Source organism: Streptomyces sp. NPDC021020 (assembly GCF_044333285.1).
Classification (GTDB): domain Bacteria; phylum Actinomycetota; class Actinomycetes; order Streptomycetales; family Streptomycetaceae; genus Actinacidiphila.
Window position 1 is genome coordinate 236,582 of the sequence record NZ_JBIRQQ010000011.1, and the last position, 24,557, is coordinate 261,138.

At 74.3% G+C, this 24,557-nt stretch carries 20 protein-coding genes; 13 read left to right on the top strand and 7 right to left on the bottom strand.

Features of this window, described 5'->3' with window-relative positions; all coding sequences use genetic code 11:
• Nucleotides 1-153: 153 nt before the first annotated feature.
• Nucleotides 154-1,773: a cellulose binding domain-containing protein gene (locus tag ACH4SL_RS30135; protein ID WP_398451280.1), complete on the bottom strand. Its 1,620-nt coding sequence runs from the start codon at nt 1,771-1,773 to the stop codon at nt 154-156.
• Between the two features lie 250 nt (nt 1,774-2,023).
• On the opposite strand from ACH4SL_RS30135, the gene ACH4SL_RS30140 reads away from it, so the two are divergent.
• The 8 genes from ACH4SL_RS30140 (at nt 2,024) to ACH4SL_RS30175 (ending at nt 11,976) form a co-directional block, all read left to right on the top strand.
• Nucleotides 2,024-3,184 carry an AraC family transcriptional regulator gene (locus ACH4SL_RS30140; protein WP_398451282.1) on the top strand — a complete coding sequence of 387 codons (1,161 nt, stop codon included), beginning with the start codon at nt 2,024-2,026 and terminating at the stop codon, nt 3,182-3,184.
• Nucleotides 3,185-3,214: 30 nt separating this feature from the next.
• On the top strand, nt 3,215-3,640 hold the full coding sequence (locus tag ACH4SL_RS30145) for an SRPBCC family protein (protein ID WP_398451284.1): 426 nt from the start codon (nt 3,215-3,217) through the stop codon (nt 3,638-3,640).
• 154 nt (nt 3,641-3,794) lie between these two features.
• Nucleotides 3,795-4,766 carry an SGNH/GDSL hydrolase family protein gene (locus tag ACH4SL_RS30150; protein ID WP_398451286.1) on the top strand — a complete coding sequence of 324 codons (972 nt, stop codon included), beginning with the start codon at nt 3,795-3,797 and terminating at the stop codon, nt 4,764-4,766.
• 266 nt (nt 4,767-5,032) lie between these two features.
• The gene (locus tag ACH4SL_RS30155) at nt 5,033-5,536 is read left to right on the top strand and encodes a GNAT family N-acetyltransferase (protein WP_398451288.1); all 504 of its coding nucleotides are present in this window, start codon (nt 5,033-5,035) and stop codon (nt 5,534-5,536) included.
• Between the two features lie 679 nt (nt 5,537-6,215).
• Nucleotides 6,216-7,583: an MFS transporter gene (locus tag ACH4SL_RS30160; protein WP_398451418.1), complete on the top strand. Its 1,368-nt coding sequence runs from the start codon at nt 6,216-6,218 to the stop codon at nt 7,581-7,583.
• Nucleotides 7,584-8,138: 555 nt separating this feature from the next.
• A complete protein-coding gene (locus tag ACH4SL_RS30165) occupies nt 8,139-8,678 on the top strand; it encodes a GNAT family N-acetyltransferase (protein WP_398451290.1) in 540 nt (179 codons plus the stop codon).
• A 417-nt stretch (nt 8,679-9,095) separates the two neighbouring features.
• Nucleotides 9,096-11,015 (top strand): coagulation factor 5/8 type domain-containing protein, encoded by a 1,920-nt coding sequence (locus tag ACH4SL_RS30170; protein ID WP_398451292.1) that lies wholly within the window; start codon nt 9,096-9,098, stop codon nt 11,013-11,015.
• 145 nt (nt 11,016-11,160) lie between these two features.
• Nucleotides 11,161-11,976: an SAM-dependent methyltransferase gene (locus ACH4SL_RS30175; RefSeq protein ID WP_398451294.1), complete on the top strand. Its 816-nt coding sequence runs from the start codon at nt 11,161-11,163 to the stop codon at nt 11,974-11,976.
• 64 nt (nt 11,977-12,040) lie between these two features.
• Here ACH4SL_RS30175 and ACH4SL_RS30180 read toward each other — a convergent pair whose 3' ends face one another.
• From ACH4SL_RS30180 to ACH4SL_RS30200, 5 genes are all read right to left on the bottom strand, one after another.
• A complete protein-coding gene (locus ACH4SL_RS30180) occupies nt 12,041-12,943 on the bottom strand; it encodes a helix-turn-helix domain-containing protein (protein WP_398451296.1) in 903 nt (300 codons plus the stop codon).
• 83 nt (nt 12,944-13,026) lie between these two features.
• A complete protein-coding gene (locus ACH4SL_RS30185) occupies nt 13,027-13,266 on the bottom strand; it encodes a DUF397 domain-containing protein (protein WP_398451298.1) in 240 nt (79 codons plus the stop codon).
• 158 nt (nt 13,267-13,424) lie between these two features.
• Nucleotides 13,425-14,873: a YfcC family protein gene (locus ACH4SL_RS30190; protein WP_398451420.1), complete on the bottom strand. Its 1,449-nt coding sequence runs from the start codon at nt 14,871-14,873 to the stop codon at nt 13,425-13,427.
• A gap of 119 nt (nt 14,874-14,992) precedes the next feature.
• Complete coding sequence (locus ACH4SL_RS30195; protein ID WP_398451300.1) at nt 14,993-16,348, bottom strand: M20/M25/M40 family metallo-hydrolase; 1,356 nt, start codon at nt 16,346-16,348, stop codon at nt 14,993-14,995.
• Nucleotides 16,349-16,469: 121 nt separating this feature from the next.
• Entirely contained in the window at nt 16,470-18,650 is a 2,181-nt protein-coding gene (locus ACH4SL_RS30200; protein WP_398451302.1) for an alpha-galactosidase, read from the bottom strand.
• 128 nt (nt 18,651-18,778) lie between these two features.
• Here ACH4SL_RS30200 and ACH4SL_RS30205 point away from each other — a divergent pair, with 128 nt between their 5' ends.
• The gene (locus ACH4SL_RS30205) at nt 18,779-19,432 is read left to right on the top strand and encodes a hypothetical protein (RefSeq protein WP_398451304.1); all 654 of its coding nucleotides are present in this window, start codon (nt 18,779-18,781) and stop codon (nt 19,430-19,432) included.
• Nucleotides 19,433-19,439: 7 nt separating this feature from the next.
• Here ACH4SL_RS30205 and ligD read toward each other — a convergent pair whose 3' ends face one another.
• Nucleotides 19,440-20,324 carry a non-homologous end-joining DNA ligase gene (gene ligD, locus ACH4SL_RS30210; protein WP_398451306.1) on the bottom strand — a complete coding sequence of 295 codons (885 nt, stop codon included), beginning with the start codon at nt 20,322-20,324 and terminating at the stop codon, nt 19,440-19,442.
• A gap of 38 nt (nt 20,325-20,362) precedes the next feature.
• On the opposite strand from ligD, the gene ACH4SL_RS30215 reads away from it, so the two are divergent.
• From ACH4SL_RS30215 to ACH4SL_RS30230, 4 genes are all read left to right on the top strand, one after another.
• Nucleotides 20,363-21,331, top strand: coding sequence for a Ku protein (locus tag ACH4SL_RS30215; protein ID WP_398451308.1), 969 nt, complete (start codon nt 20,363-20,365; stop codon nt 21,329-21,331).
• Nucleotides 21,332-21,428: 97 nt separating this feature from the next.
• Nucleotides 21,429-23,081, top strand: a complete 1,653-nt coding sequence (locus tag ACH4SL_RS30220) for an MFS transporter (protein WP_398451310.1) — start codon at nt 21,429-21,431, stop codon at nt 23,079-23,081.
• Nucleotides 23,078-23,689: a TetR family transcriptional regulator gene (locus ACH4SL_RS30225; RefSeq protein WP_398451312.1), complete on the top strand. Its 612-nt coding sequence runs from the start codon at nt 23,078-23,080 to the stop codon at nt 23,687-23,689. The genes ACH4SL_RS30220 and ACH4SL_RS30225 overlap by 4 nt, the downstream gene beginning before the upstream one ends.
• Nucleotides 23,690-23,819: 130 nt before the next feature.
• A complete protein-coding gene (locus ACH4SL_RS30230; protein ID WP_398451314.1) occupies nt 23,820-24,554 on the top strand; it encodes a GNAT family N-acetyltransferase in 735 nt (244 codons plus the stop codon).
• The last annotated feature ends 3 nt before the right edge of the window (nt 24,555-24,557 follow it).

Sequence of the window (24,557 nt, forward strand, 5' to 3'; positions counted from 1 at the left end):
TCACCGCGCGGCCCGGCGCCGTCAACGGTCCACGGAGCGGCGGCACATGGCGCGGAGGCGGCGCGCTGAACCGGGTAAGTAGGGTCGCCGGACGCATACGGTCCCCCGCCGCGGGTTGCGCGGCGGGGGACCGTACGGATGCGCGGACCGGCCTCAGGAGACCGTGCAGGCCTTGCCGTTGAGGGTGAAGGCGGCCGGGACGCCGTTGGTGCCGGACGTCGAGGACGCGCTGAAGCCGAAGGCGACGCTGCCGCCCGCGGGGAGGGTGCCGTTGTAGGACGCGTTGGCCACGGTGACCTGCTTGCCGCTCTGGGTGGCCACGCCGTTCCAGATGTTGGTGATCTTCTGACCGCCGGGGAAGGAGAAGACCAGGCTCCAACTGCTGAGCGCCGAACCGCCGTTGGTGACGGTCACGCTGGCGTTGAAGGCGCTCCCCCAGTCGTCGATGTGGTAGTTCACCGCGCAGGAGCCCGTGGGCGGGGTCGTCGGAGGCGTGGTCGGCGGCGTGGTGGGGGGTGTCGTCGGCGGCGTGGTGGGCGGGGTGGTGGGAGGTGTGGTCGGGGGTGTCGTCGGCGGGGTCGTGGCGCCGCCGCTCTTGGCCTTGTCGGCGTTGGAGTGCGCGGTGAAGTAGCTCAGCACCGCGTCACCGTGCATCACCCCGTAGTTGCCGTCCTTGCTGCTGTTCATGTACCACCAGAAGGCGTCGGCGTCGCCGTTGCCCGACTCCATCGTGCTGTAGATGGCCGGCCAGTACGTGCTGCGGGTGCTCGCCGAGGTGTTGAACTCGCCCAGGAAGAAGGGCTTTCCGGCGCCGGTGTGCGCGTCGGTGATGTATTTCGCGACGAGCGCCTGCGTCGCGCTCACCGAGAGGTTCGCCCAGCCCTCGGTCGGGTAGATGTGCGCCGAACAGAAGTCGATGTACGCCGACTGGCATTCGTACGTGTACGGCACGCCGTTGTCGCTGCCGTAGCCGTACGCGCTGCCCTGCCCCTCGATGCCGTTGTCGATCATGTGGTTCGGGTCGATGCCCCTGATGTGGGCGCCGACCTTGTCCTCCCAGGCCCGGAAGGTCGCGCCGACCGTATTGTCGGCCGGGTTGACGTCCTGGTAACGGGGCTCGTTCATCAGCTCCCAGGAGAAGATGGTCGGGTCGTCCTTGTAGGCCACACCCGTGTAGTGGTTGACCCGGTTCAGCGCGTAGTCGACGTAGAACTCGTAGTCGGCGAGGCATCCCGGGCACTTCGACGAGTCGAAGAAGTAGCCGGAGTTGGCGGTGGAGACGCCCTCCCAGCCCAGGACGGCGTTGACGCCGCCGTAGGCCGTCCAGTAGTTCTCCAACGCCGGGACGACCCGCAGGCCGTGCTGCGCGGCGGAGTAGAGGATGTAGTCGAACTCCGCCCACTCCTGCTCGTTCATGGTGTTCTTGGCCGGCTCGAAGCCGTGCCACTGCTCGTGGTCGAACATCCAGGTGCGGACAACGGTGACGCCGTCCGCGGCCATGTTCGCCATCTCGCTGTCGATCGCGGCCTTGTCCATGTACTGCGTCTCGGTGTCGCCCGAGCCGCTGCCGAAGGTGAAGAGGTCGTAGGAGTTGGCGCCGGCGAAGTAGGCGGTCTTGCCGTCGACACAGAAGTGCGTACCGCACCGCTGGACGAAGCCGGTGGTGGCGGCGCGGGCGGGGCCCGGTGCGGCGACGGCGAGGAGCGCGGCCATCAGTGCCGTCGTCACCGCGGCGAGGGCCGCCAGCCAGAAGCGTCGTGCTGGGAGTGTCATGCATTCTCCTCGGAATGTCCGGACGTTCCCTGACAGGAAGGCTGTTCGGGTGACAGCGGAGCCGGATGGCGACTCTCGTCTGTACCGGTTAAGCAAGATGACGGTACTGAGGCATGACGGAAAGTCAAGGGATCCGCCCGCACTCGCCCGCGGGACGCGCGGCCCCGGAGCCGGCGCCTCCGGAAGACGGCGCGTACGGGCGCGTACCGGCAATCTGCGTGGGCGTCTCGATGCGGGGTAGCGTCCCGGAGTGGATGTGCTGAGCGACGTGGTCGCGGCGGCCCGGACCGGGCGGCCGCGGTCGTCGCTGGTGCGCTACTCCGCTCCCTGGGCACGGGAGTTCGCGCCCGCGCCGGACACGGTGGCAGTCCACGTGGTGCTGCACGGCGCGTGCGTGCTGCGCGGGTCCGCGGAGGAGGCGGGCGCCGTCCCGGACGGCGGCGCCCGCACCGCGGTGGCGGCCTTCGGCGGCCCGCACCCCGCCGGCCGGCCGCCCCCGCTCCCGCCCGCGCCGGTACGGACCCCGACCGCCGCACGCGCCGGCCCCGGCGACGTCCTGCTCGTCCCGCACGGCTCCGGCCACCTGCTCGCCGACCCGCTCGCCCGGCCCCTGCCCCCCGGCGCCGCGACCACCCCTTACGGCGACGGCGCGAGCCCCGAGGCACCCCGCCCGGCGCGCGGCGGCCCACCCGCACAGCCCCGGCGCGGCGCCCACGTCCCCGGCCCCCGCGGCGGCGAGCGCACCCCGCCGGACGCCGCACCCGGCGACGGACCCGCGTCCGTACTGCTCAGCGGCGGCTACCGGCTCGACCCGCGGTACGTCCACCCGCTCCTCCACGGGCTCCCCGCGGTGCTGCACCTGCCCGCGAGCCCCGCGCGGCACCCGGACGTCACGGCCGCGGTCCGGCTGCTCGCCGGGGAGCTGGACCGCCCGCGGCTCGGCACGGACGCGCTCATCCCCCCGCTGCTCGACGCCCTCCTGCTCTACGCGCTGCGCGCATGGATCGCCGACCGCGCGCAGCAGGACCCGCCGGAGCCCGGCTGGGGCGCGGCACTGACCGACCCGCCGGTCGCCGCCGCGCTGCGCGCGATGCACCGCGCCCCGGAGGCCCCCTGGACCGTCGAACGCCTCGCGCGCGAGGCGGGCCTGTCGCGCGCCGCCTTCGCCCGCCGCTTCGCGGGCCTCACCGGGCGCCCCCCGCTGGCGTACCTGACGTGGTGGCGGATGACGCTCGCCGCCCGTCGGCTCGCGGAGTCGGCGGAGCCGCTCGCGGCGGTCGCGGTCCGGGTGGGCTACTCCTCGGAATTCGCCTTCGCGCACGCCTTCAGGCGCTGGTACGGCGAGGCGCCCGGCCGCTACCGCAGGACGGCCCGGCAGCGGCCCGTTCACGAGCCGACGGCGCGTCGGTAACCTGGCCGGGTCCGGCCGGAAGGAGCCCCGTTGCCCAGTTACGCGTACGCCGTCACGATCGCCGCACCCGCCGCCCGGGTCTGGCAGGTGCTCTCCGCCCCGGAGAAGTGGCCGGAGCTGACACCGTCCATGACCTCCGTACGCGGCCTCGCCGGCCCCGACCTCACGCTCGGCGCCCGCTTCGCCGTACGCCAGCCCCGGCTGCGCGAGGCGATCTGGCAGGTCACGGCTCTCGACGAGGGCACGTCCTTCACCTGGGAGACCCGCGCGCCCGGCGCCGCCTCCCGCGGCGGCCATGTCCTCGAACCGGACGGCACCGCCACCCGCCTCTCCCTGACCCTCGACCAGTCCGGCGCCCTCTCCTGGCCCCTCGCCTTCCTCCTCGGCTCCACCATCCGCCGCTACCTCGCCCTTGAGGGCGACGGCATCAAGAGCCGCGCCGAGCAACCGTCCTGAGCGTCCCCGGCGTCGGTCACCACCCGCGGCACGCAACAACGAGCCCGGCGCGGCGCCGTCCATGACCTACGCGTGGAAACTCTGGCGTGTCGAGCGACAGTTACTCTCCGAAGGCAATTAACTGCGGACGGTAACTTTTCGCTTTGGAGGAACCATGCTCCGTCTCCGCAAGCCCCTCGCTCTGCTGGGCTCCGCCGTCGCACTCGCCGCCACCGCCCTCGCACCCGCCCAGCTCGCCGCCGCGGGCCCGGCCGCCGCTGCCGCCGCCTACCAGTGGGTGGCCCTGGGCGACTCCTACACCGCCGGGGTCATCCCGGCCGCGGGGAACACCTTCGAAATCCCGCGCGATGGCTGCGAGCGCACCGACCGGTCCTACCCCCAGGTCATCGACCGCGACCTCGGTTCGCTGTTCGACCTCACCAACGTCAGCTGCGGCGCGGCCACCATCGAGGACGTCACCTCCCGGGCCCAGCAGCCGATCGGCCGCCACCTGCCGCCCTTCTCCGAGGACCCGGACTACCCCTTCCCGCCGGTCCCGCCGCAGTCCGCCGCCGTGGGCCCCGGCACCGACGTGATCACCGTCGGCGTAGGCGGCAACACCCTCGGCTTCGACGGAATCCTGCTCAAGTGCCTGCAACTGGGCGCGGAAAGCGGCGGGTCGGGCACACCGTGCAAGGACGCCCTGGCCGCCGGCATCCCCGCCGGCCTGGCCAAGGTGAGCAGCCAGTACGACGAGATGCTCACCGTGCTGCACGAGCGTGCTCCCAAGGCGAAGATCCTGGCTGTCGGCTACCCCACCGTCATCCCCCAGGACACCTCCAAGTGCCGGTACAACGACCTGGAGCAGTTCGGCTCCATCACCCGCGGCGACCTCGACTGGCTGCGCCAGGATGTCGTGGAACCCCTCAACCGGGCCATCGAGAAGTCCACCGCCACCCAGGACGCGACGAGCTTCGTCAACCTCTACGACTCCTCCGCCAACCACAGCGTCTGCGACACCGGCAAGTGGGTGGACGGCATCTTCACCCGCGTCCCCGACCAGATCGCCCTCGTCCACCCCAACGCCCGTGGCCACCGCAACGCCGCGGACCACATCGCAACGGCGATGCTCAACGCCGTCGAGTGAGGAGGCCCCCGAAACGTCACCCCCCACCGGCAGACGGCCGCCGACGAGACCTGGGGAGGGTGACGATCCGGGGTGCCCCCGCAGGAATGCGCTTCCCGGTCCGGCACCGGACACGGAAGAGGATCAACGCGCATTCCGAGGAGGTACCCCCGGAGTGGCACCCGACCCACCTGCCGAGCCGCCGCCGCGTGAGCGCGGTCAGCCCCCGCGAAGGCAGCGTCAGAGCCCCGCGAGGGCCCTGACCTGCGACATGGCATGCTGACGGCATGAGCGAAGCGCACGGCACGACCCTCGTCCGCTGGCCCGCGGAGGGCCCCTCCGACGAGGCGCTGTCCGCGCTGCTCGCCGCCTACCACCTGCGGACGGAGTCCGAGAAGGGCGCGCCTGTCGCGGACGTGGAAGGCCTGCCGTCCCGCTACCGGGCCGAGGTCGAGGCCCCGCGCGCGGCCTTCGCGGGCGACACCGTGCTGGTGGCCATGAGCGCCGGCACCGCCGCCGGCTGCGTCGTCGTGACCGCCCCCGAGGCCGGCCGCTCGGAGGTCAAGCGCCTCTGGACCGACCCCGCATTCCGCGGCCGCGGCATCGCATCGGCCCTGCTCGCCGCGGCCTTCGCCCACTCCGCGGCGGCCGGCGCGACGAGCGTGCGGCTGTCGGTGTGGAGCTGGCGGGAGGGCGCGATCGCCCTCTACCAGCGGCTCGGCTTCGCCGTGGTGACCTCCTGGGACGAGCGGGACGAGCTGGTGTGCATGGAGCGGCAGCTGGCGCCGTAGCCCTGCCCGGGCGGGACGGCCGCGCGCCCCCGCCCGCAGGGGCGGCGCCGCATCCGGCGGCTGCCGCGCGACGGCGTCCCGCCGGGGGCCTCGCTCCGAGCAGGTCGAAGGCGGCGGCCGCCTCCTCGGCACACGACCGCGGCGCCCCGCATACGGACGGGCGGCAACCGGCCACCGCAGCGCAACCCGAGAACCACGCGGGCACCGCGGGGCCCGCACGAAAGCCGCGCACGCGCCACGTACGGCCTGCGCCAAAGCCACGCGCAGGCCACACCAAAGCCGCACGGTCCGTGTGCGGACCACGTCGGAGCCGCGCACCCGCCACGCGAGGACCGCACGAAAGCCGCCCGCGGGCCCCGCGAGGATCAGGCCAGAGCCACGCACCCGCCACGCGGGGCCCGCACGAAAGCCGCCCGCGGGACCCGCGAAGACCACGCCAGAGCCACGCACCCGCCATGCGGGGCCCGCACGAAAGCCGCCCGCGGGACCCGCGAGGATCACGCCAAAGCCGCGCACGCGCCAAAAGCATTGGCCTGGACCACAGGCCCCCGCCTACCGTGCCCGGGTGATCCGCCGCCGTCCCGCATCCCGCGCGCTCGCCGCGCGCACCGCGTCCACCGCGCCCGCCGGGCTGTTCGACCGCGCTCACCTCGCCGCCACGGCGAGCTTCGCGGCGGTGATGTTCCTGACCGGCTTCGCCGCGCTCGCGGTGATGCCGATGCTGCCGCTGGCCGCGCGGGATCTGGACGGGGTCGCCCTCTATCCGCTGGTGGCGGGGGCGTTCGTCGCCGCGAGCCTGCTCGGCGGGGTGCTCGGCGGGACGTGGGCGGACCGCGCGGGAGCACGGCGGCCGCTGACCGCCGGCGTGGTCCTGACCGTCCTCACGCTGCTCGTCTCGGCGACGAGTCCGAACATCTGGCAACTGGCCCTCGGCCGCTTCGCGGACGGTGTCGCGGCGGGACTGGTGGCGGTGTCGGTCAACGCGGCCGTCGGCCAGTCGTACCCCGACCGGCTGCGCGCCCGCGCGCTGGCGCTGATGAGCGCGTGCTGGATCGTGCCCTCGCTGGCCGGTCCGCCGCTCGCGGGGCTGGTGGCGGCGTGGTGGTCCTGGCGGGCGGTGTTCTTCGGCCTCGCCGGGCTCACGGTGCTCCCGGCGGCGGCCGCGGTGCTCCTGCTGCGCGGGGCAACGGTCGATCCGGCCACGGGAGCGGACGCGCAGGTGCCCGTACGCCGGCCCGCCCTGCCCGCCGCCGCCGCGGTGAGCGCGGCGGCGGCGCTCACCCAGTACGGCGTCTCCGCCTGGGACGTCCCGCACGCGGTCTGCGCGGCCGCCGGCCTGGCGCTGCTCGTGGCCTTCGCCCCGCGCCTGCTGCCCGCGCACACCTGGCGGGCCGGGCGCGGGCTGCCCGCGACGGTGCTGCTGCGGGCGCTGACATCCGGTGCGTATTTCACCCTGGAGGCGTTCGTGCCCCTCATGCTCAGCACGGCCCGCCGGGTGCCGGGCGTGGTGACGGGGCTCGCGTTCACCGGGGCGGCGCTGGCCTGGGCCGGGGCGTCCTGGGTGCAGGGCCGCGCGCAGGGGCGGGTGGCGCGGCACCGGCTCGTGGCCTTCGGCTCGGGGGTGATGGCGGCCGCGGTGGCGCTGGCCGGGCTGTGCACGCTCCCCGCGGTGCCCGCGGCCGCGGCGGTGTCCTCGATGGTGCTCGCCGCCGCGGGCATGGGGCTCGCGGCGCCGTCCCTGACCCTGCTCTCCCTCCGCCACGCCCCGGCGGGCGGCCAGGGCTACGCGAGCGGGGCCATGCAGACGTCCCAGAACCTCGGCCAGACGGTCGTCCTGGCGCTCGCCTCGGCGCTGTTCAGCGCGGTCTCGGCGGTGGCGGGCGGGCAACTTCCGCCGTTCGCCTGCGCGTTCGGGCTGCTCGTCGTCCCGGCTCTGGCCGCGGCAGCCCTCGCGTCCCGCACCCGCGCCCACTCCCGTACCCCGGACGGCGGGCGGCCCCCCGCGCCCGAACCGGCGCCCGGCACCGCGGAGGCGTCGAAGGGCTGAGCCCGGGACGGCGGCCACGCAACGCTCCGCCTGGAGAAGGCGCTCACGTCGACCGGCGCATCCGCGCGCAGGGCCCGCCCGGCGCGGTACGCCAACAGGAGAGCGTCAGCACGGCGCGAACGCGCGCAGAGCCCGCACCGCGGCGCGCCGGGCTGCCCGTCCGCGTGAAGGCCCCCAGCCGGGCAGGCCGCACATGACCTGCCACCCGCGCGGGGCCGGAGCCCGGCAACCGGCAGGATCGGGGGCCTGACCACGCCCCCCGCACAGAGCCAGGGGCCCTGGCCACACCGGCTTTCCCGCGCGGCGTGGACCGCCGGCAAGGGGGCCTCGGCGCGGCGCGTACGAGCACCGGGCCCCGCCCGCACCGCGGCGCCGGGCTGCACATCCGCGTGAAGCACCCCGACAACCCCGCTCGGCCGCGCACGCCCCGCCAGCCGCCCGGAGCCGGAGCCCGGCCCGTACCGGCGAGCCCCTCGACGCGGCGGCCCGCCCACCGCTCGGAGAGGTACCGGATTTCCCATCCAGGCCGAACGGCCCCACTGTTAGCGTGCGCTGATGGACCATCTGCAGCCGGCCGCATGGCCACCCGCACCGATCACCACCGAGCGGCTGGTGCTGCGCGCGCCCGAGGCGCGGGACCGCGCGGCCTTCGTCGAACTGCTCTCGTCGCCCGAGGTGCACACCTACCTCGGCGGCCCCCGGCCGCGGGCCGACCTCGAGAACGAGCTGCCCGAGGTGCCCGAGCAGTGGCCCGGGAGCTTCGTCGTCACGCTCGACGGGTCGATGATCGGGCACATCCTGCTCAGGAGGGCCCCCGCCGAACGCCGCCCGGCCGCCGCCGGGAAGGCCGATCTCGGCTACCTGTTCCTGCCGCGCGCGTGGGGGTCCGGGTACGCCGCCGAGGCGTGCCACGCGGCACTCGGCTGGCTGGACGCCGAACTCCCCGGCGAGCCGGTCGTGCTCGCCACCCAGACCGCCAACTCCGCCTCGATGCGCCTCGCGGCGCGGCTGGGCTTCACGGAGGTGGAGCGGTTCACGGCCTGGGACGCCGAGCAGTGGCTCGGCCTGCGGCACCCCGTCGCGACCGCCCGCTGACGACCCGGCAGCAGAAGCCCGCGACCTGACGCACACGTAACAGTTACGACACCGTAATGGCGCCCCGCGTCCGCTTCGGCACGCTCCGCGCCCGCGTCCCCGGCGCCGTCGGCAGATCGTGCCGATCGGTGTGAAACCGCAGGTCACAGCCGTTTTCCCGACGATGGACCGGCGCGCCGCGAGCGAAGCCGCCAGCGGCGCGGCAGGCGCCCGGACACGGCGCCGCGGGGCGGCTGGTACGGCTGTGAGCAGCGGTGTCACACCTGCCCGAGAGCGCTCTCACCGGATCTTGACACCGGCTTCCCGCAGCCCGCAGGGTACGTCGCAAGAGAGCGCTCTCACGCGCCCGCGGTCCGTGGGGCTGCCGGTCCCGGGTCGTACGAAGGTCGCAGACAGTCGCGGAAGGTGGTCGTCGTCATGTCGTCGTTCAGGGTTGCGGGCAGTGAACTCACCGACTCCGTCACGGGCACCGCCACCGGCACCACCACCACGTCGGCCACCACCCCGGGCACCGGCTTCCGCACCGGCGCGGCGGTCGACCCGTATCTCGACCCCGACGCCGGCGGGCTGAGCCGCCGCTCCTTCCTCGCGACCGCCGCACTCGCCTCCGCGGTGCCGGTCGGGGCCGCCGCCGCGCCCGCCGCCGCCCGCGGGCAGGAGCGCCGACCGGCGCCCCCGGAGCCGGACTTCGGGCCGAACGTGCGGGTCTTCGACCCGGCCACACCGGCCGCCGAGATCCAGGCCGCGCTGGACGCCGCCGCCCAGCAGCAGGTCGTGGGCGAATTCGGCACCGCCCGCTTCGCCTTCCTCTTCAAGCCCGGCAGTTACGACGTGGACGCCCAACTCGGCTACTACACCTCGGTGGCGGGCCTGGGCCTGTCGCCCGACGACGTGACGATCAACGGCGCCGTGCGCGTCGAGGGCCGGCCGCAGCCGGGCGGCGGGGACAGCGCGCTCACCAACTTCTGGCGCTCGGCGGAGAATCTGGCCGTCAACCCCGCGGGCGGAGCCAACCGCTGGGCGGTCTCGCAGGCGGCGCCGCTGCGCCGGGTGCACATCCGCGGGCAGCTCCACCTCTCCCCGCGCCAGGGCGGCTTCGCGAGCGGCGGCTACATCGCGGACTCGGTGGTCGACGGCGAGGTCGTCAACGCCTCGCAGCAGCAGTGGCTGACCCGCAACAGCACGGTCGGCGGCTGGTCCAACGGCGTCTGGAACCAGGTCTTCTGCGGCGTCACGGGCGCACCGGAGCAGTCCTTCCCGCAGCCGCCGTACACCACCGTGCCGACCACCCCGGTCAGCCGCGAGAAGCCCTTCCTCTACGTCGACGCGACCGGTGGCTACCGGGTGTTCCTGCCCGCGCTGCGGCACGACACGGCGGGCGCGACGTGGAGCGCGGGGCACACACCGGGCAGCTCGATCCCGATCGAGCAGTTCTTCGTCGCACGGCCGACGGATTCGGTGCGCACCATCAACAAGGCGCTGGCGCAGGGCAAGCACCTGCTGCTGACCCCCGGCATCTACCGGCTGACCGGCACGATCCGGGTCAAGTGGGCGGGCACGGTGGTGCTCGGCCTCGGCTTCGCGACGCTGACCCCGGTCACCGGCGCGGTGGCGATGCGGGTGGAGAACGTCCGCGGGGTGCGCATCGCCGGGCTGCTCTTCGACGCGGCCGAGGCCGAGTCGCGGGCGCTGCTGGAGATCGGCGGCGGCCGCGGGCGGCGCAGTGACCCGCAGGACCCGACGTCGGTGCAGGACGTGTTCTTCCGGGTCGGCGGCGCGGGCCCGGGGCGTACCGGCACCGCGCTGGTGGTGGGCAGCGACGACGTGCTGATCGACCACGTCTGGGCGTGGCGGGCCGACCACGGCAGCGGGGTGGGCTGGACGGTGAACACCGCGGAGCACGGCGTCGTCGTCAACGGCGACAACGTGCTGGCGACGGGGCTGTTCGTGGAGCACTTCCAGCGGGAGAACGTGCTCTGGAACGGCGAGCACGGCCGTACGGTGATGTTCCAGAGCGAGCTGCCCTACGACCCGCCGCACCAGGCCGCCTACCGCCGTCCGGGCGCCGACGGCTACCCGGCCTACAAGGTCGCGGAGCAGGTGCGGCAGCACGAGGCGTGGGGGCTCGGCTGCTACTGCTTCTTCACCGTCGACCCGGAGATCCGGGTGCGGAGCGGTTTCGAGGCGCCGGTGGCGGACGGCGTGCGCCTGCACGACCTGCTGACGGTGTCGCTGAACGGCGCCGGGGTCATCGAGCACGTCGTCAACGACCACGGTGGCGCGGCGGAGGGCACCGCCACCGTGCCGGTGACGGTGGTGCAATACCCGGCGCGCTGAACGCCGGTTGAATGCCACGGGACGTCACGAGGCGTGCCCTGTGGGGCAGTTGATGTCGCCCGACGGCCCGCGGGTGCCTAGGATGGAAGTGTTCCAGCTCACTTTCACCTCGGCTGTGCCGGGCCGGAGATGCCGCGAGGACCCGATGGACGACGCGTATGTCCCGCTCACGGACCGCATCGACGTCACCGTGCCCAGTGTGGCGCGGATGTACGACTACCTGATGGGCGGCAAGGACAACTACCCGGCCGACCGGGCGGCGACCGAGGAGCTGCTGGAGCAGGTCCCGAGCACCAAGGTGCTGGCGGTGAACAACCGGTCGTTCCTGCGCCGGGTGGTACGGCGGCTCGCCGAGGACTACGGCATCCGGCAGTTCGTCGACCACGGCTCGGGCCTGCCGACGCAGGACAACGTCCACGAGGTGGCCCAGCGGGTCGACCCGGAGTGCCGGGTGGTCTACATCGACAACGACCCGATCGTGCTCGCCCACGGCCGGGCGCTGCTGGAGCAGAACGAGAACACCGCCGTGATCCAGGCGGACATGCGCGACACCGAGGCCGTGTGGTCGCACCCCGAGGTCGAGCGGCTGATCGACACCGAGCAGCCGGTCGCGGTGCTCTTCGTGTCGGTGCTGCACTGCATCCCGGACCGCGACGACCCGGCGGGGGTGGTGCGCCGCGCGGCGGCCAAGGTGCCGCCCGGCAGCTTCCTGGTGGTGTGCCAGCTGGTGAGCGAGGACGAGGAGACGCGGCGCGGCGTCACCGAGTTCATGGACCGCACCACGGACGGGAATTGGGGCGAGGTGCGGCGGGAGGCGGACGTCCGGCACTTCCTCGCGGGCACCCGGCTGCTGGAGCCGGGGCTGGTCGAGGTGTCGATGTGGCGCCCGGACTCCGACCTGGTGCCGCGGCAGCCGAGCATGGAGTGGATCGAGTACGGCGGCGTCGGCCGGATCGGCTGACGGCCGCCGCCCGCGCCTTCCTCCACCGGCTGGCCGCGCCGCCCGCGACTCCCCCGTCCGCGGGTCAGCGGTAGCGCTGCAGGGCCTGCTCCAGGAGCACCCGGCTGGCCGCCGGGGTCGCGGCGAGCGCGCTCAGCTCGTCCAGCGCGGCCCGGTAGTGGTCGACGTCGGCGAGCCGGTCGAGGTAGAGCGCGCTGGTCATGTGCTCCAGGTAGACCATGTCCGGCAGGAAGCCCTGGGCGAAGCGCAGGTAGGTCACGGATGTGCCCGGGGTCGCCGCGGCGCTCGCGGCGTAGGAGGCGATCTGCAGCCGTACGCCGGGCTGCCGCAGCACCTCCAGCAGGTACATGAGCTGCTCGCGCATCACGTCGGCGCCGCCGACCGGGCGGTGCAGCACGCCCTCGTCGACGAGCGCCCACAGCACGGGGGCGCCCGGCTCGGTCATCCGGCGCTGCCGCTCCAGGCGCAGGTCGACGCGCCGGGCGTTCTCCGCGGCGGGTGCGAGGCGGTGGCCGCTCTGCACGACGGCCCGCGCGTACCGCTCGGTCTGGAGCAGGCCGGGCACGAACTGCGTCTCGTAGCTGCGCACCAGATGGGCGTCCCGCTCCAGGCCGATGAGCTGCTGGAGCCAGTCGGGCACGATCTCGCCGTAGGGCTGCCACCAGTCGGGGCCGGTGGCGCGCTGCACCAGGCGGCCGATCTCGGCGCGCTCGGCCTCACCGACACCGTAGAGGTGCAGGAGTTCGTCGACGTCGCGGGCCTTGAGCGAGACGTGGGCGGTCTCCATACGGCTGATCTTCGAGGCGTGGGCGCGGATGTGCGCGCCGGCCGCCGCCGGGGAGCAGCCTCGGCTCTCCCGCAGGGTGCGCAGGTAGGTGCCGAGCACCCGGGACATGGCCCGGGCGCCCATCTCGGGGCGGCGCTCGAACAGGGGTAAGGGCGAGGCGGGCTGCGGCTGTACGGACATGCGGGCTCCCCGAGTGGTACCGGACGGCCGGTACTGCTCCGCGAAGCCCGCGACCCGCCCCTGCGGGCGTCACACCGCAGGCTTCACGCCGTGAAGGTGTCGAAGTCGCCGTCCTTGGCGCCTCCGACGAATGCGGTTATCTCCTCCTGCGTGTATACCAGAGCCGGCCCGTCGGGATAGCGGGAATTGCGAACCGCCACCCCTCCGTCGGGAAGTCGGGCGAACTCCACGCAGTTTCCGCTCGGGTTGCTGCGGGCGCTCTTGATCCATTCCACTCCGGAAATGCTGCTGGCCTGGACGCCGTTGCCGAACTGCTCGGTCATGGCCGTACCGCCTCTCGGGCTCGCTTCCGCCGGCTCGTCCGCCGCACGGGCACCGTCAGGCACGGTGTCCGCACGGTGGGTCTACCCCGCAAGTGCGGCTGCAATTCCCGATGCAATTGCATACTTTGCCGTGCCCGGCGGACCGGAGGCCGCCCGCGTCAGGTGGCGACGGCGCCGAGCGAGACGAATCCGCAGATCAGCACGAAGAGGATGGCCAGCAGCGGCCAGATGAAGCGCAGGTACTGGTCGTAGCGGACCTTGGCGAGCGAGACACCGCCGATCGTCACGGCCGTGGTGGGCACCCACAGGTTCATCCAGCCGCTCGCGGACTGCCAGGCGGTGACGACGACCGAGCGGGAGACGCCCGCGAAGTCGGCGAGCGGCGCGAGGATCGGCATCGCGAGGGTGGCGTGCCCGGACGTGGAGGGGATGAGAAAGGCCAGCGGCAGGTTGACGACGAAGACGATGATCGCGAAGACCGCGTTCGAGGACCCGGAGACCACGCCCTCGATGGCGTGCAGCACGGTGTCGGTCACCTTGGCGTTGTTCATGATGACCGTGACGCCGCGGGCCAGCATGATGACCAGCGCGGGCGAGATGAAGTCCGCGGCGCCCTGCACGATCGTGGAGCTGAGCTTCTGCTCCCCCATCCGTGCGAGCAGCCCGACGAGCACGGCCGCCACGATGAAGAGCGCGGCGAGTTCGGCGAAGGACCAGTCCAGCTCCCAGCCGTACGGCACGGCGTCGGCCTTGCCGGTGAGGGCGCTCGACCAGGGGACCACCGAGAAGATCATGAAGGTGAAGACCAGCGCCACCCCGGCGAGCACGGCCTTGTGGCGTCCGGTCAGCTCCGGCGGCTCCTGCGTGCTCTGCTCGCCGTGCTCGCGGTCGCCGGGCAGGAAGCCGCTGATCGATCGCTCGGGGCGGCGCTGCACCCGGCGGCCGTAGCGGACGACGTAGGCCACCGTCACGGCGGTCAGCACGATCCACATCAGGAAGCGCAGCACGATGCCGTCGCCGAGCGAGATGTCGGCGGCCGAGGAGGCGACGCCGGTCGCGAACGGGTTGACGGTGGAGCACAGCACGCCGACGCCCGCGCCGAGGATGATCGTGCCGGTGGCCACCATCCGGTCGTAGCCGAGCGCGAGCATGAGCGGCACGATCAGCCCGTAGAAGCCCAGGGTCTCCTCGGCGAAGCCCTCGACCGTGCCGAGCACCGAGAAGACGACCATGATGCCGGCGATCAGCAGCGCGCCACGGGTGCGCAGGGCGTGCGCGAGCCGGGCGATGCCGCGGTCCAGCGCGCCGGTCGCGAAGACCACGGTGATGAAGGCGCCGATCGCGAGCACGAAGAGGAAGACGCCCGCGCTGCCGTACAGGTCGCCGGTGTTGTCCGGGCCGACCGCGCCGGTCTTCGCGTCCTGGATGCCGTAGAGGCCGTTGACCGGCGAGAGGAAGAGGTCCTTGAGGTGGCCGCCGAAGCTCAGCCCGGACGGGACGTGGTGGTAGGTGCCCTGGATCGGCTTGCCGTCGGCGTTGCGGCGGTATTCGCCGGACGGGATCGCGAAGGCCAGCGCCCACACCGCGACCGTGACGAGGGCGAGGATGGTGAGCGCGCTGGGGAAGGTGAAGCGGTGCTTCCCGCTGCCGCCGTCGCCGCCCCCCGCGTCGCCGGGCGGCGGCCCGGCGCTGCCGGCGTCGGTGCCGGGACCGGCCGCCTCGGCGCTCACCGCCGGCCGCCCGCCGCCTTGAAGTCCGCGGCGTACTCGCGCAGGAAGGCCGCCTCGGCGACGACCGCGCCGCGCAGTTCGGAGAAGAGCACCCGCTCGTTGGGCGCGTGCAGGTTGCACATGCTGTCCTGCGCGCCGAACAGCAGCACCTCCGCGTCGGGCACGGCCCTGGCGAGCCCGTTGACCAGCGGGATGGAGCCGCCGCTGGCCGCCAGTTGGGCCTCGCTCCCCCAGCCCTCGCGCAGCGCGGCGCGGGCGGCCCGGTAGGCGGGCCCGTCGGTGGCCGGTTCGAAGCCCGGTCCCGCGTCGCTCGGGGTGACGGTCAGTTCGATGCCGTACGGGCGGTGCTCGCGCAGATGCCGCACCAGCGCGTCGGTGGCCTCCCGCGGGTCCTGCTGCGGGTGCACGCGCAGGTTGAGCTTGGCGCGCGCGTACGGGACGACGGCCGAGGCGGCGCCGTCGACGGCGGGCGCGTCCAGGCCGATCACGGTGATCGCCGGGCCGCTCCACAGCCGCTCGCCGAGGCTTCCGCTGCCGGTCAGCGGCATCCCGTCGGCGACGGTGGCCAGGTCGCGAAACTCCTCCTCGGTGTAGGACGCCCCCTGCCACTCCTCGCGGCGCAGCCCCTCGACGGCGACGTCGCCGCGCTCGTCGTGCAGCCCGGCGAGCGCGCGCAGCAGCGCGAGCAGCGCGTCGGGGGCGGCGCCGCCGAACTCCCCGCTGTGCCGGGCCTCGGCGAGGGTGCGGACCTCGACCACGACCTCGGCGACACCGCGCAGCCCGGTGGTCAGGGTGGGGGTGCCGGGGCGCAGGTTGCCCATGTCGGCGATGACCATCGCGTCGCACGCGAAGCGCGCGGGGTCGGTCGGCGGGTAGTCGTCGAAGGCGCTGCCGTACTCCTCCTGGCCCTCCAGGACGATCTTCAGCCCGGTGGGCGGGCGGCCGCCGTACGCGCGGAGCACCCCGATGTGGGCCATGACGTTGGACTTGTCGTCGGCGATCCCGCGCGCCCGCAGTCCCCCGTCGACGGGGGTCGGCTCGAACGGCGGGGAGAGCCACAGCGACTCGTCGCCGGGCGGCTGGACGTCGTAGTGGCCGTAGAGCAGCACGGTCGGGGCGTCCGGGGACGGCGGCGGGACCTCGGCGTAGATCACCGGCGCGGTGTCGGGCAGGTCGATGCGCTCGATGTGCTCGACCCCGGCGTCCCGCAGCAGCTCCACCAGCAGGTCGTGCGCGCGCTCCACCTCGGCGCGGGGGTAGCCGGGGAAGGCGATCGACGGGATCGCGGCGAGCCGGACGAGGTCGGCGGTCAGGCCCTCCATCAGGCTGTCCACCGTGCTGCTGAGGTCCATCGGCGCTCCCCGGTCCGGCTGGTCCGCGCCCGGGCCCGGGCGCGGCTGTCCACCTCAGACCCTGGCGTACGCCGCGCCGCCCGTGCAGCCGGGGTGGGCCGAACGGGCGGCGGCCCGCGGCTCAGGCCGCGCGCACCTCCAGCAGCAGCGCCTGACCGGGGTTCAGCGTCGGCATCGGCAGCCCGGCGTGCACCGCGACCGCCCCGGGCAGCGGCACCCACCCCTCCAGCGCGGCGGTGAACCACGCGGGCCCGGCGTCCTGGTGCAGCGACGGCAGCCCCGGTTCGGTGCGGATCCGCACCCGGTAGGCGGTGTCGGGGTCGAGGCCCGGCAGCGGCACCCGCCCGGACTGCCCATCGGCCGAGGTCGCGGTGCGGGCCCAGCAGTAGAGCGCGGCGGAGGCGTCGGGCGCGACCGTGCCGTGCAGCAGCACCGCGTCGTCCGGGAGGTCGGCGCGGACCTGCCGGCCGCTGTGCAGCAGCGGGCGCAGCTCGCGGTAGAGCGCCGTCCAGGCGGTGATGAGCGCGAGTTCGGCGGGCTCGCAGGCGGTGAGGTCCTGCTCGATGCCGGGGTGGCCGAAGAGGCTGGTCACGAGCCGGAAGGAGGCGGCGGTGACGCGTCCGGTGGTGTGGCTCTCGGCGGCCCCGACGTGCGAGCCCACCAGCTCGGGCGGCAGCAGCTGCCCGGTCCAGCGCTGGATCGCCTGGCGTTCGACGGGGTCGTTGCAGTCGGAGGTCCAGACCCGGTCGGTGCGGGCGAGGATGCCGAGGTCGATCCGGGCGCCGCCGGAGGCGCAGCTCTCGATCTCCAGCCCGGGGTGCCGGGCCCGCAGCGTGTCGAGCAGCCGGTAGAGCGCGTCGACCTGGGCGTGGCCCGCGGGCCGGTCGCCGGGGCCGTGCACGGCTTCGTGCAGATCCCGGTTGTGGTCCCACTTGAGGTAGCCGATGCCGTACTCGCCGACGAGGGTGCCGATGCGCTCCAGCAGGTACGCCCACGCGTCGGGGTGGGCGATGTCGAGCACGTACTGGTGGCGGGAGGTGGGGCCGAGGCCGCGGGCGGGGCCGAGGATCCAGTCCGGGTGGGCGCGGGCCAGCTCGGAGTCGGGGTTGACCATCTCCGGTTCGAACCACAGCCCGAAGTCCATGCCGAGCGCGCGGACGTGGTCGGCGAGCGGGCCGAGGCCGTCCGGCCACACGGCGGGGTCGACGTACCAGTCGCCGAGGCCCGCGGTGTCGGCGCGGCGGCCGGTGAACCAGCCGTCGTCGAGCACGAAGCGTTCGACGCCGGCCTCCGCGGCCCGGTCGGCGAGGCGGCGCAGCCGGTCGAGGTCGTGGTCGAAGTAGACGGCCTCCCAGCTGTTGAGGACGACGGGCCGGGGGGTGCGCGGGTGGCCGGGGCGGGCGCGCAGCAGGGTGTGGAAGCGGTCGGCGAGGCCGTCGAGCCCGGCGCCGGACCAGGCGAAGTGGCAGACGGGGGTGCGGTAGGTGTCGCCGGGCGCGAGGCGGATCTCGCCGGGCCGCAGCAGCTCGCCGCCGCCGAGGACACCGCCGTGCACACCCGCGCCCTCGGGCAGCCGCTCGGCGAGGTAGCGCTGGTCGCCGCTCCAGGCGATGTGCACGCCCCACACCTCGCCGCCGCGGAAGCCGAAGCCGGGCACCCCGGCGGTGAGCAGGTACGGCGAGTCCGCGCCGGGCTTGCCGCGCCGCGCCTCGCGGACGTGGCTCCCGTAGCCGAGGGGGCGGCGCTGCGGCACCCGCTCGCGGCTCCACTTGCCGGTGAAGTCCAGCAGTTCGGTGGCCCGCCCGGGCAGCGGCAGCAGGGTGGTGACGCGCGCGAGGTCGTAGGGCTCGGGTCCGGCGTCGGCGCGGCGCGTGAGGGTGGCGAAGGCGGCGAGCACACCGGAGGGGTCGAGGCGGTAGGTCAGTTCGGTGTCGAGGCCGGTCGCGGTGTCGGTGAACGACAGGGCGATCTCGCCGCCGCCGGCCGCGTACTCCTCGTGCGTGCTGCCGGTGAGCACCGGCCCCGGCGCGGCCGCGCCGCCCGCCGCGTGGCCCTCCTGCGCGGGGGTGCCGGACCAGCCGTCGGCCTCGGTGGGCCAGACGGTCAGCCGGCGCGGCACATCGAGGGCGTTGTTCAGCACCGCCTGGTCGGCGGTCAGGGCGAGCGCGGCGGCGTCCGCGTCCGGCAGCGCGCCGAGGTCGGCGCCCCAGTGCAGCACGCGGGGCACCGGCTCGGTCAGTTCGACGACCAGCGCGGTGCCCGCGGCCCGCAGGGCGAGGACTCGGGCGGGGGGTGTCGGCATAGGGGGTCCTTTCCAGTCCTCGCGTTCGATCATGGTGAATCTAGGGTGTTTTTCCTCCCATGGTCAACAGATTCCAACGCGACAAAAGGGCGCTCGGCCCGGGCCCACCACGCGGTACGGTGCCGGTCATGACCTCAGCCGCAGCCCGCACTCCCGGCCCGGTGACCGCCGACGACGTCACCGAGGCCGTCCGCCTGTCGATCGCCGCCCTGCGCGAAGCGCCCGGGGACGGCTGGGACGCCCCGGCGGGCGGCCTGACGTGGACGTGCTGGCAGACCGCCGAGCACCTGGCCGACGACCTGTTCTCGTACGCCCTGCAGATCGGGCCCGAGCGGCCGCCGCTGACGGGGCTGGTGCCGGTGGTCTACCGCAGCGAATTCCCCGGCGGGCCGATGAGCACGGTCTTCGTGGACCGCGCCGCGGGCGTCGACGGCCTGCTCCAGGTACTGGACGGCTGCGGTGCGCTGCTGGCGGCGATGGTGCGGGTCACCCCGCCGGAGGTGCGCGCCCACCACGGCTTCGGCGCCGCCGATCCCGAGGGCTTCGCGGCGATGGGCGTCGTCGAGACCCTGGTGCACGTCCACGACATCGCCGCCGGGCTCGGCCTGCCGCCCTTCACCCCGCCGCCCGCCCTGTGCGCCCGCACCCTGCACCGCCTCTTCCCCGACGCCCCCGCGGACACCGCCCCGTGGCCCGCGCTGCTGTGGTCGACCGGCCGCACCGCCCTGCCGGGCCGCCCGCGCCAGGAGCAGTGGCGCTGGTACGGGGAGCCGCGCGGCTGACCGCCCCTCAGGGCAGCCGCGCCGCCGAGGCGGGGGCGAGCAGCGGGGCCAGCAGGTCGCCGTGGGCGGCCAGGCGCGCGGGGACGTCGGCGATGGTGAAGGCCAGGTCGGCGGGCGAGGCCGCGGACGCCACCTCGTCCCAGGACAGCGGCGTGGAGACGGTGGGCTCGGGGCGGGCGCGGACGGTGTAGGGGGTCGCGGTGGTCTTCTTGCGGGAGTTCTGCGACCAGTCGAGGAAGACGCGTCCGGCGCGGTCGGCCTTGGACATCCGGGAGACGACCCGGTCGGGGTGGGCGCGTTCCAGCTCGCGGGCGACGGCGTGCGCGTAGTCCGAGGCCTGCCCGGCGTCCGCGTCGCGCAGGGCCGCGTAGAGGTGCAGGCCCTTGGAGCCGCTGGTCTTGGCCCACGCGCGCAGCCCGTCGGCGGCGAGCCGGTCGCGCAGCAGCAGGGCGACCTCGCAGCAGTCGACGACGGTGCGGCCGGGGCCGGGGTCGAGGTCGACGACCAGGCGGTCGGCGGTGCCGGGCGCCGCCGAGCGCCACTGCGGGGTGTGGATCTCCACGCACGCCAGGTTCGCCGCCCACATCAGCGTGGCCAGGTCGGTGATCTGGACCTGGGGCATCAGCTCGCCGCTCTTGCGCAGAGTCTCGGACGTCGTCACCCAGTCGGGCGTACCGGCGGGCGGGCGTTTCTGGAAGAAGCGCTGCCCTTGGACGCCGTCAGGGGTGCGTACGAAGCTCACCGGGCGCCCGGCGCAGTGCGGGATCAGGGCGTCGGCCACGGTGGCGTAGTAGTGCAGCAGCTCGCCCTTGGTGGTGCCGGTGTCCGGCCACAGGACCCGGTCGAGGTGGCTGAGGGTGATCCGGCGGCCCCCGACCTCGGTGATCGGCATATCCTAAAGATCCCATATCCGGATCAAAGGGACATGCTATGCGCAGCGTCTGGAGCGGGACCCTCGCCTTCGGCCTGGTCTCCATCCCGGTGAAGCTCGGATCCGCGGTGTCCAGCCACAAGCTCAGCTTCCGGCAGATCCATCTGGCCGACCAGGGCCGGGTGCGCTACCAGAAGACCTGCGAGCTGGACGAGGAGGTGCTGTCCGCCGCCGAGATCGGCCGCGCCTTCGAGACCCCCGACGACCAGCTCGTCGAGGTCAGCGACGCCGAACTCCAGGCGCTGCCGCTGCCCACCGCCAAGACCATCGAGGTGAGCGGCTTCGTCGACACCTCCCGGATCGACCGCATGCAGCTGGACACGCCCTACTTCCTCGCTCCCTCCTCCCCCACCGCCAACAAGCCCTACGTCCTGATGCGCGAGGCGCTCTCCCGCTCGGGCAAGGCGGCGGTCGGCAAGTTCGCGATGCGCAACTCCGAGCACCTGGCGCTGATCACCGCGCGCGACGACATCCTGCTGCTCCAGACGCTGCGCTGGCCCGACGAGCTGAATTCGGCAGCCGACGCGGCACCGCGCGGCAAGGTCACCATCTCGGACAACGAGCTGAAGCTCGCCGACACGCTGATCGACGCCCTGGGCGAGGCCGACCTCACCGCCTACCACGACGAGTACGCGGCGGCGGTCGAGGCGCTGGTCACGGCGAAGCTGGAGGGCGCGGAACTGCCCACGGTCGAGGGCGAGGCCGGCGGCGGCAAGGTCGTCGACCTCATGGCCGCGCTCCAGGCCTCGGTCGACCAGGCCCACGAGGGCCGCACGAGCGGCGACAAGGGCGGCAAGGGCGGCGGCGGGAAGGACGCGACCGTGACGGACATCGGCGGCCGCTCCGGCAAGGGCGGCGGTACGGGCAAGCGCCCCGCCAAGAAGGCCGCGGCGAAGAAGACCACGGCCGGGAAGTCGGCGAAGAAGGCCCCCGCGAAGAAGGCGGCGAGCCGCCGGAAGGCGAACTGAGCGACCCGGGAAAATATGAGAGTCGACTTTCATTTGAGATGATGCTTCCATATGGGAGTCCACTGTCGTCGTGTAGCCGACTCCCTCGGAGGCCGCCATGTCCGCGCCCGCCGCTCCTCCCCCGTCGCTCGCCGCCTCGCCTCGCCGCTGGTGGGTCCTGGCGGCCCTGACGCTGAGCGTGCTGACCGTCGCGCTCGACGGCACCGTCGTCACCGTGGCGCTGCCCACGCTGGCCGGTGAACTCGGCGCCGACAGCGCCCAGTTGCAGTGGATCAACGGCGGCTACCTGCTGGCGCTCTCGGTGGGCATGCTCCCGGTCGGACTGCTCGGCGACCGCTACGGGCACCGCAGGATCCTGATCGCCGGCGTCACGCTCTTCGGCCTGGCCTCGCTCGCCGGGACCCAGGCGGACAGCCCCGGGCAGCTCATCGCGATACGCGCCGTGCTCGGGCTGGCCGCCGCGATGATCATGCCGGTGTCGATGGCGGTGCTGCCCAAGGTCTTCGGGCCGGACGAGGTGCCCAAGGCGATCGGCGTGTGGACGGCGGCCACCGCGCTGGGGCTGCCGGTCGGGCCGCTGGTCGGCGGATGGCTGCTGAACCACTTCTGGTGGGGCTCGGTCTTCCTCTTCAACGTGCCGCTGTTCGCGGTCGCGCTCGCCGCCTGCCTCCTGCTGCTGCCCGCCGAGCCGCGCCGCGACCGCGCCGCGGCCACCCCCCTCGACCTGGCCGGCACGCTGCTGAGCGGACTGGGCATCACCGGCCTCGTCTACGGCACGATCCTGGTGCCCGACGACGGGTGGGGCAGCGCCAAGGTGCTGGCCGGGATCGCCGGCGGGGCCGTACTGCTCGCGGCCTTCGTCCTGCAGCAGCGCCGCCACCCCTTCCCGCTGGTGGACACCGGGCTCTTCACCGACCCGCGGTTCCGCTGGGGCACGCTCGTCGCGGTCTTCGTGAACTTCGCCGTGATGGGCATCCTGTTCGTCGTCCCGCAGTACCTCCAGGCGGTGCTGGGACACGACGCGCTCGGCACCGGGCTGCGGGTGCTGCCGCTGATCGCCGGGCTGATGGCGGCCGCCGCGCTGAGCGAGCAGCTCGTGCCGCGGCTGGGCACCCGGGTCGTGGTGCCCGCCGGGCTGCTGATGCTGGCGGCGGGCACGCTGCTGGGCGCGGCCACCGGCAGCGGCGCCGGGTACGGCTACGCGGCGCTGTGGCTGACGCTGACCGGGCTGGGCTTCGGGCTCGCCACCGTGCCCGCGACCAGCCTGGTCATGGCGTCGCTGCCCGCCGGGGCCTCCGGGCGGGGCACCAGCCTGCTGGAGACCGTGCAGCAGGTCGGCGGGGTGCTGGGCGTGGCGGGGCTCGGCAGCCTGCTGAGCGCGGGCTATCTGGCCCGGCTGCACGTGTCGGGCCTCTCCCCCGCGGACGCCGGGCAGGTCCGCGACTCGGTCAGCGGCGCCGACGAGGTCGCGGCCCGGCTGGGCGACCCGGGGCTCGCGGACACCGCGCACCGCGCCTTCCTGCACGGCATGGGCCTGGCGCTGCTGGTGTGCTGCGCCATCGCGGTGGCCGGGGCGGTGCTCGCGGCGCTCTTCCTGCCCGGGCGGCCCGCCCCGGGGCAGTCCTCGGCGGCGGACGCCCCGGCCGGGCGCGGCGCCGTACCGGAACCGGCGGGGACGGCAGGGCAGGCGGGCGCGGCAGGGGCCGGGTTGGCGGGCGCGGTGCCCGAGCGCGGAGAATCGCCGGCATGAACGCCAAGGAGACCCCGGCCCCGCCCGAGCCGAGCCTGCGGGAGCGCAAGAAGCAGCGCACGCTGGCGACCATCCGCCGCGAGGCCTTCCGCCTCTTCGCCGCCCAGGGCTACGAGGGCACCACCGTGGAGCAGATCGCCGCCGCGGCCGAGGTCTCCCCCAGCACGTTCTTCCGCTACTTCCCCACCAAGGAGGACGTCGTCCTCGACGACGACTACGACTCCGCGCTCGCCGACGCGCTGCGGGCCCGCCCGCCGGGCGAACCGGTCCTGGACAGCCTGCGGATCGCGCTCACCGACTCGCTCGGCCGGCTGATGGAGGCCGACCGCGACGAACTGCTGCTGCGCACCCGGCTGGGCTTCACCGACCCGGCGCTGCGGGCCCGTTCCTGGGACGAGTTCATCCGCAGCCAGGACTCGGTGGCCGAGGTGATCGCCGAGCGCACCGGCCGCCCCGCCGACGACCTGGACGTGCGCTGCACCGCCGCGGCCCTCATGGCGGTCGCCACGGCGGTGGGGCGGCACTGGGTGGAGCACGACGGCGAGGTGGACCTGGTGCCGCTGTACGACCGGCAGTTCGCGCTGCTGTCCGCAGGCCTGCGCCTGTGACCCGGGAGCGGCCCGTACGTGTCCGCGATACGGGACACCGGCGCGGCGCGGAAGATCGTGCGGCCTGATCGGGTTGCACCACCGGTGAGCGCCGACCAGGCCGGCGCAGAAACGGAGCAGCAGCCCGACCATGTCGACCAGCCTCGAAGCCGCCCAGCCGGCCCGCCCCGCACAGCCCGCGCACCCGCTGGACAACCCGGTGTGGGCCGCGCTGACCGGCCCGCAGGCCTCCCTCGCCGTCGCCGCCGGGTCCGCGGCCCGCTTCCACCCGGAGGTGTCGCCCTTCGTGGCCGTCGCCGACCCGGACGACCCGCGGGGCTGGGCGGATCTGGCCGCGCTCGTCGGCGCGGGCAACGCCTTCGCGCTCACCGGGGCCGACGCGCTGCCCGGTGGCTGGGACGCCGGCAGCGCGGGGCAGGGCGTGCAGATGGTCGGGTCCGCCGTCACCGCGCTGACCGACGACGAGGCGGAGCTGCTCGGCCCCGCGGACGTCCCCGAGATGCTGGAGCTGGTGGCGCGGACCAGGCCGGGCCCGTTCGCGGCCCGTACGGTCGAGATGGGCGCGTACCACGGCATCCGCCGGGAGGGCCGGCTCGTCGCGATGGCCGGTGAGCGGATGCGGCCGCCGGGCTGGACGGAGATCAGCGCCGTCTGCACCGACCCCGAGCACCAGGGCCAGGGGCTGGCCTCCCGGCTGGTGCTGCACACCGCGGCGGGCATCGCGGCCCGCGGCGACACGCCGTTCCTGCACGCGGCCGCGGTGAACACCGGGGCCATCAGGCTGTACGAGTCGCTGGGCTTCTCCCGGCGCCGGGACGTGCACTTCCACTTCTCGAAGATCCCGGCCGCCGGCCCCGCCCGCTGACCG

Excerpts from the sequence above, each read along its gene's own strand:
- ACH4SL_RS30175 (WP_398451294.1), top strand. The coding sequence starts at position 11,161 with ATGGACGACGCGTATGTCCCGCTCACGGACCGCATCGACGTCACCGTG.
- ACH4SL_RS30155 (WP_398451288.1), top strand. The coding sequence starts at position 5,033 with ATGAGCGAAGCGCACGGCACGACCCTCGTCCGCTGGCCCGCGGAGGGC.
- ACH4SL_RS30230 (WP_398451314.1), top strand. The coding sequence starts at position 23,820 with ATGTCGACCAGCCTCGAAGCCGCCCAGCCGGCCCGCCCCGCACAGCCC.
- ligD (WP_398451306.1), bottom strand. The coding sequence starts at position 20,324 with ATGCCGATCACCGAGGTCGGGGGCCGCCGGATCACCCTCAGCCACCTC.
- ACH4SL_RS30150 (WP_398451286.1), top strand. The coding sequence starts at position 3,795 with ATGCTCCGTCTCCGCAAGCCCCTCGCTCTGCTGGGCTCCGCCGTCGCA.
- ACH4SL_RS30220 (WP_398451310.1), top strand. The coding sequence starts at position 21,429 with ATGTCCGCGCCCGCCGCTCCTCCCCCGTCGCTCGCCGCCTCGCCTCGC.
- ACH4SL_RS30160 (WP_398451418.1), top strand. The coding sequence starts at position 6,216 with ATGTTCCTGACCGGCTTCGCCGCGCTCGCGGTGATGCCGATGCTGCCG.
- ACH4SL_RS30170 (WP_398451292.1), top strand. The coding sequence starts at position 9,096 with ATGTCGTCGTTCAGGGTTGCGGGCAGTGAACTCACCGACTCCGTCACG.
- ACH4SL_RS30180 (WP_398451296.1), bottom strand. The coding sequence starts at position 12,943 with ATGTCCGTACAGCCGCAGCCCGCCTCGCCCTTACCCCTGTTCGAGCGC.
- ACH4SL_RS30205 (WP_398451304.1), top strand. The coding sequence starts at position 18,779 with ATGACCTCAGCCGCAGCCCGCACTCCCGGCCCGGTGACCGCCGACGAC.
- ACH4SL_RS30200 (WP_398451302.1), bottom strand. The coding sequence starts at position 18,650 with ATGCCGACACCCCCCGCCCGAGTCCTCGCCCTGCGGGCCGCGGGCACC.
- ACH4SL_RS30185 (WP_398451298.1), bottom strand. The coding sequence starts at position 13,266 with ATGACCGAGCAGTTCGGCAACGGCGTCCAGGCCAGCAGCATTTCCGGA.
- ACH4SL_RS30225 (WP_398451312.1), top strand. The coding sequence starts at position 23,078 with ATGAACGCCAAGGAGACCCCGGCCCCGCCCGAGCCGAGCCTGCGGGAG.
- ACH4SL_RS30135 (WP_398451280.1), bottom strand. The coding sequence starts at position 1,773 with ATGACACTCCCAGCACGACGCTTCTGGCTGGCGGCCCTCGCCGCGGTG.
- ACH4SL_RS30195 (WP_398451300.1), bottom strand. The coding sequence starts at position 16,348 with ATGGACCTCAGCAGCACGGTGGACAGCCTGATGGAGGGCCTGACCGCC.
- ACH4SL_RS30165 (WP_398451290.1), top strand. The coding sequence starts at position 8,139 with ATGGACCATCTGCAGCCGGCCGCATGGCCACCCGCACCGATCACCACC.
- ACH4SL_RS30215 (WP_398451308.1), top strand. The coding sequence starts at position 20,363 with ATGCGCAGCGTCTGGAGCGGGACCCTCGCCTTCGGCCTGGTCTCCATC.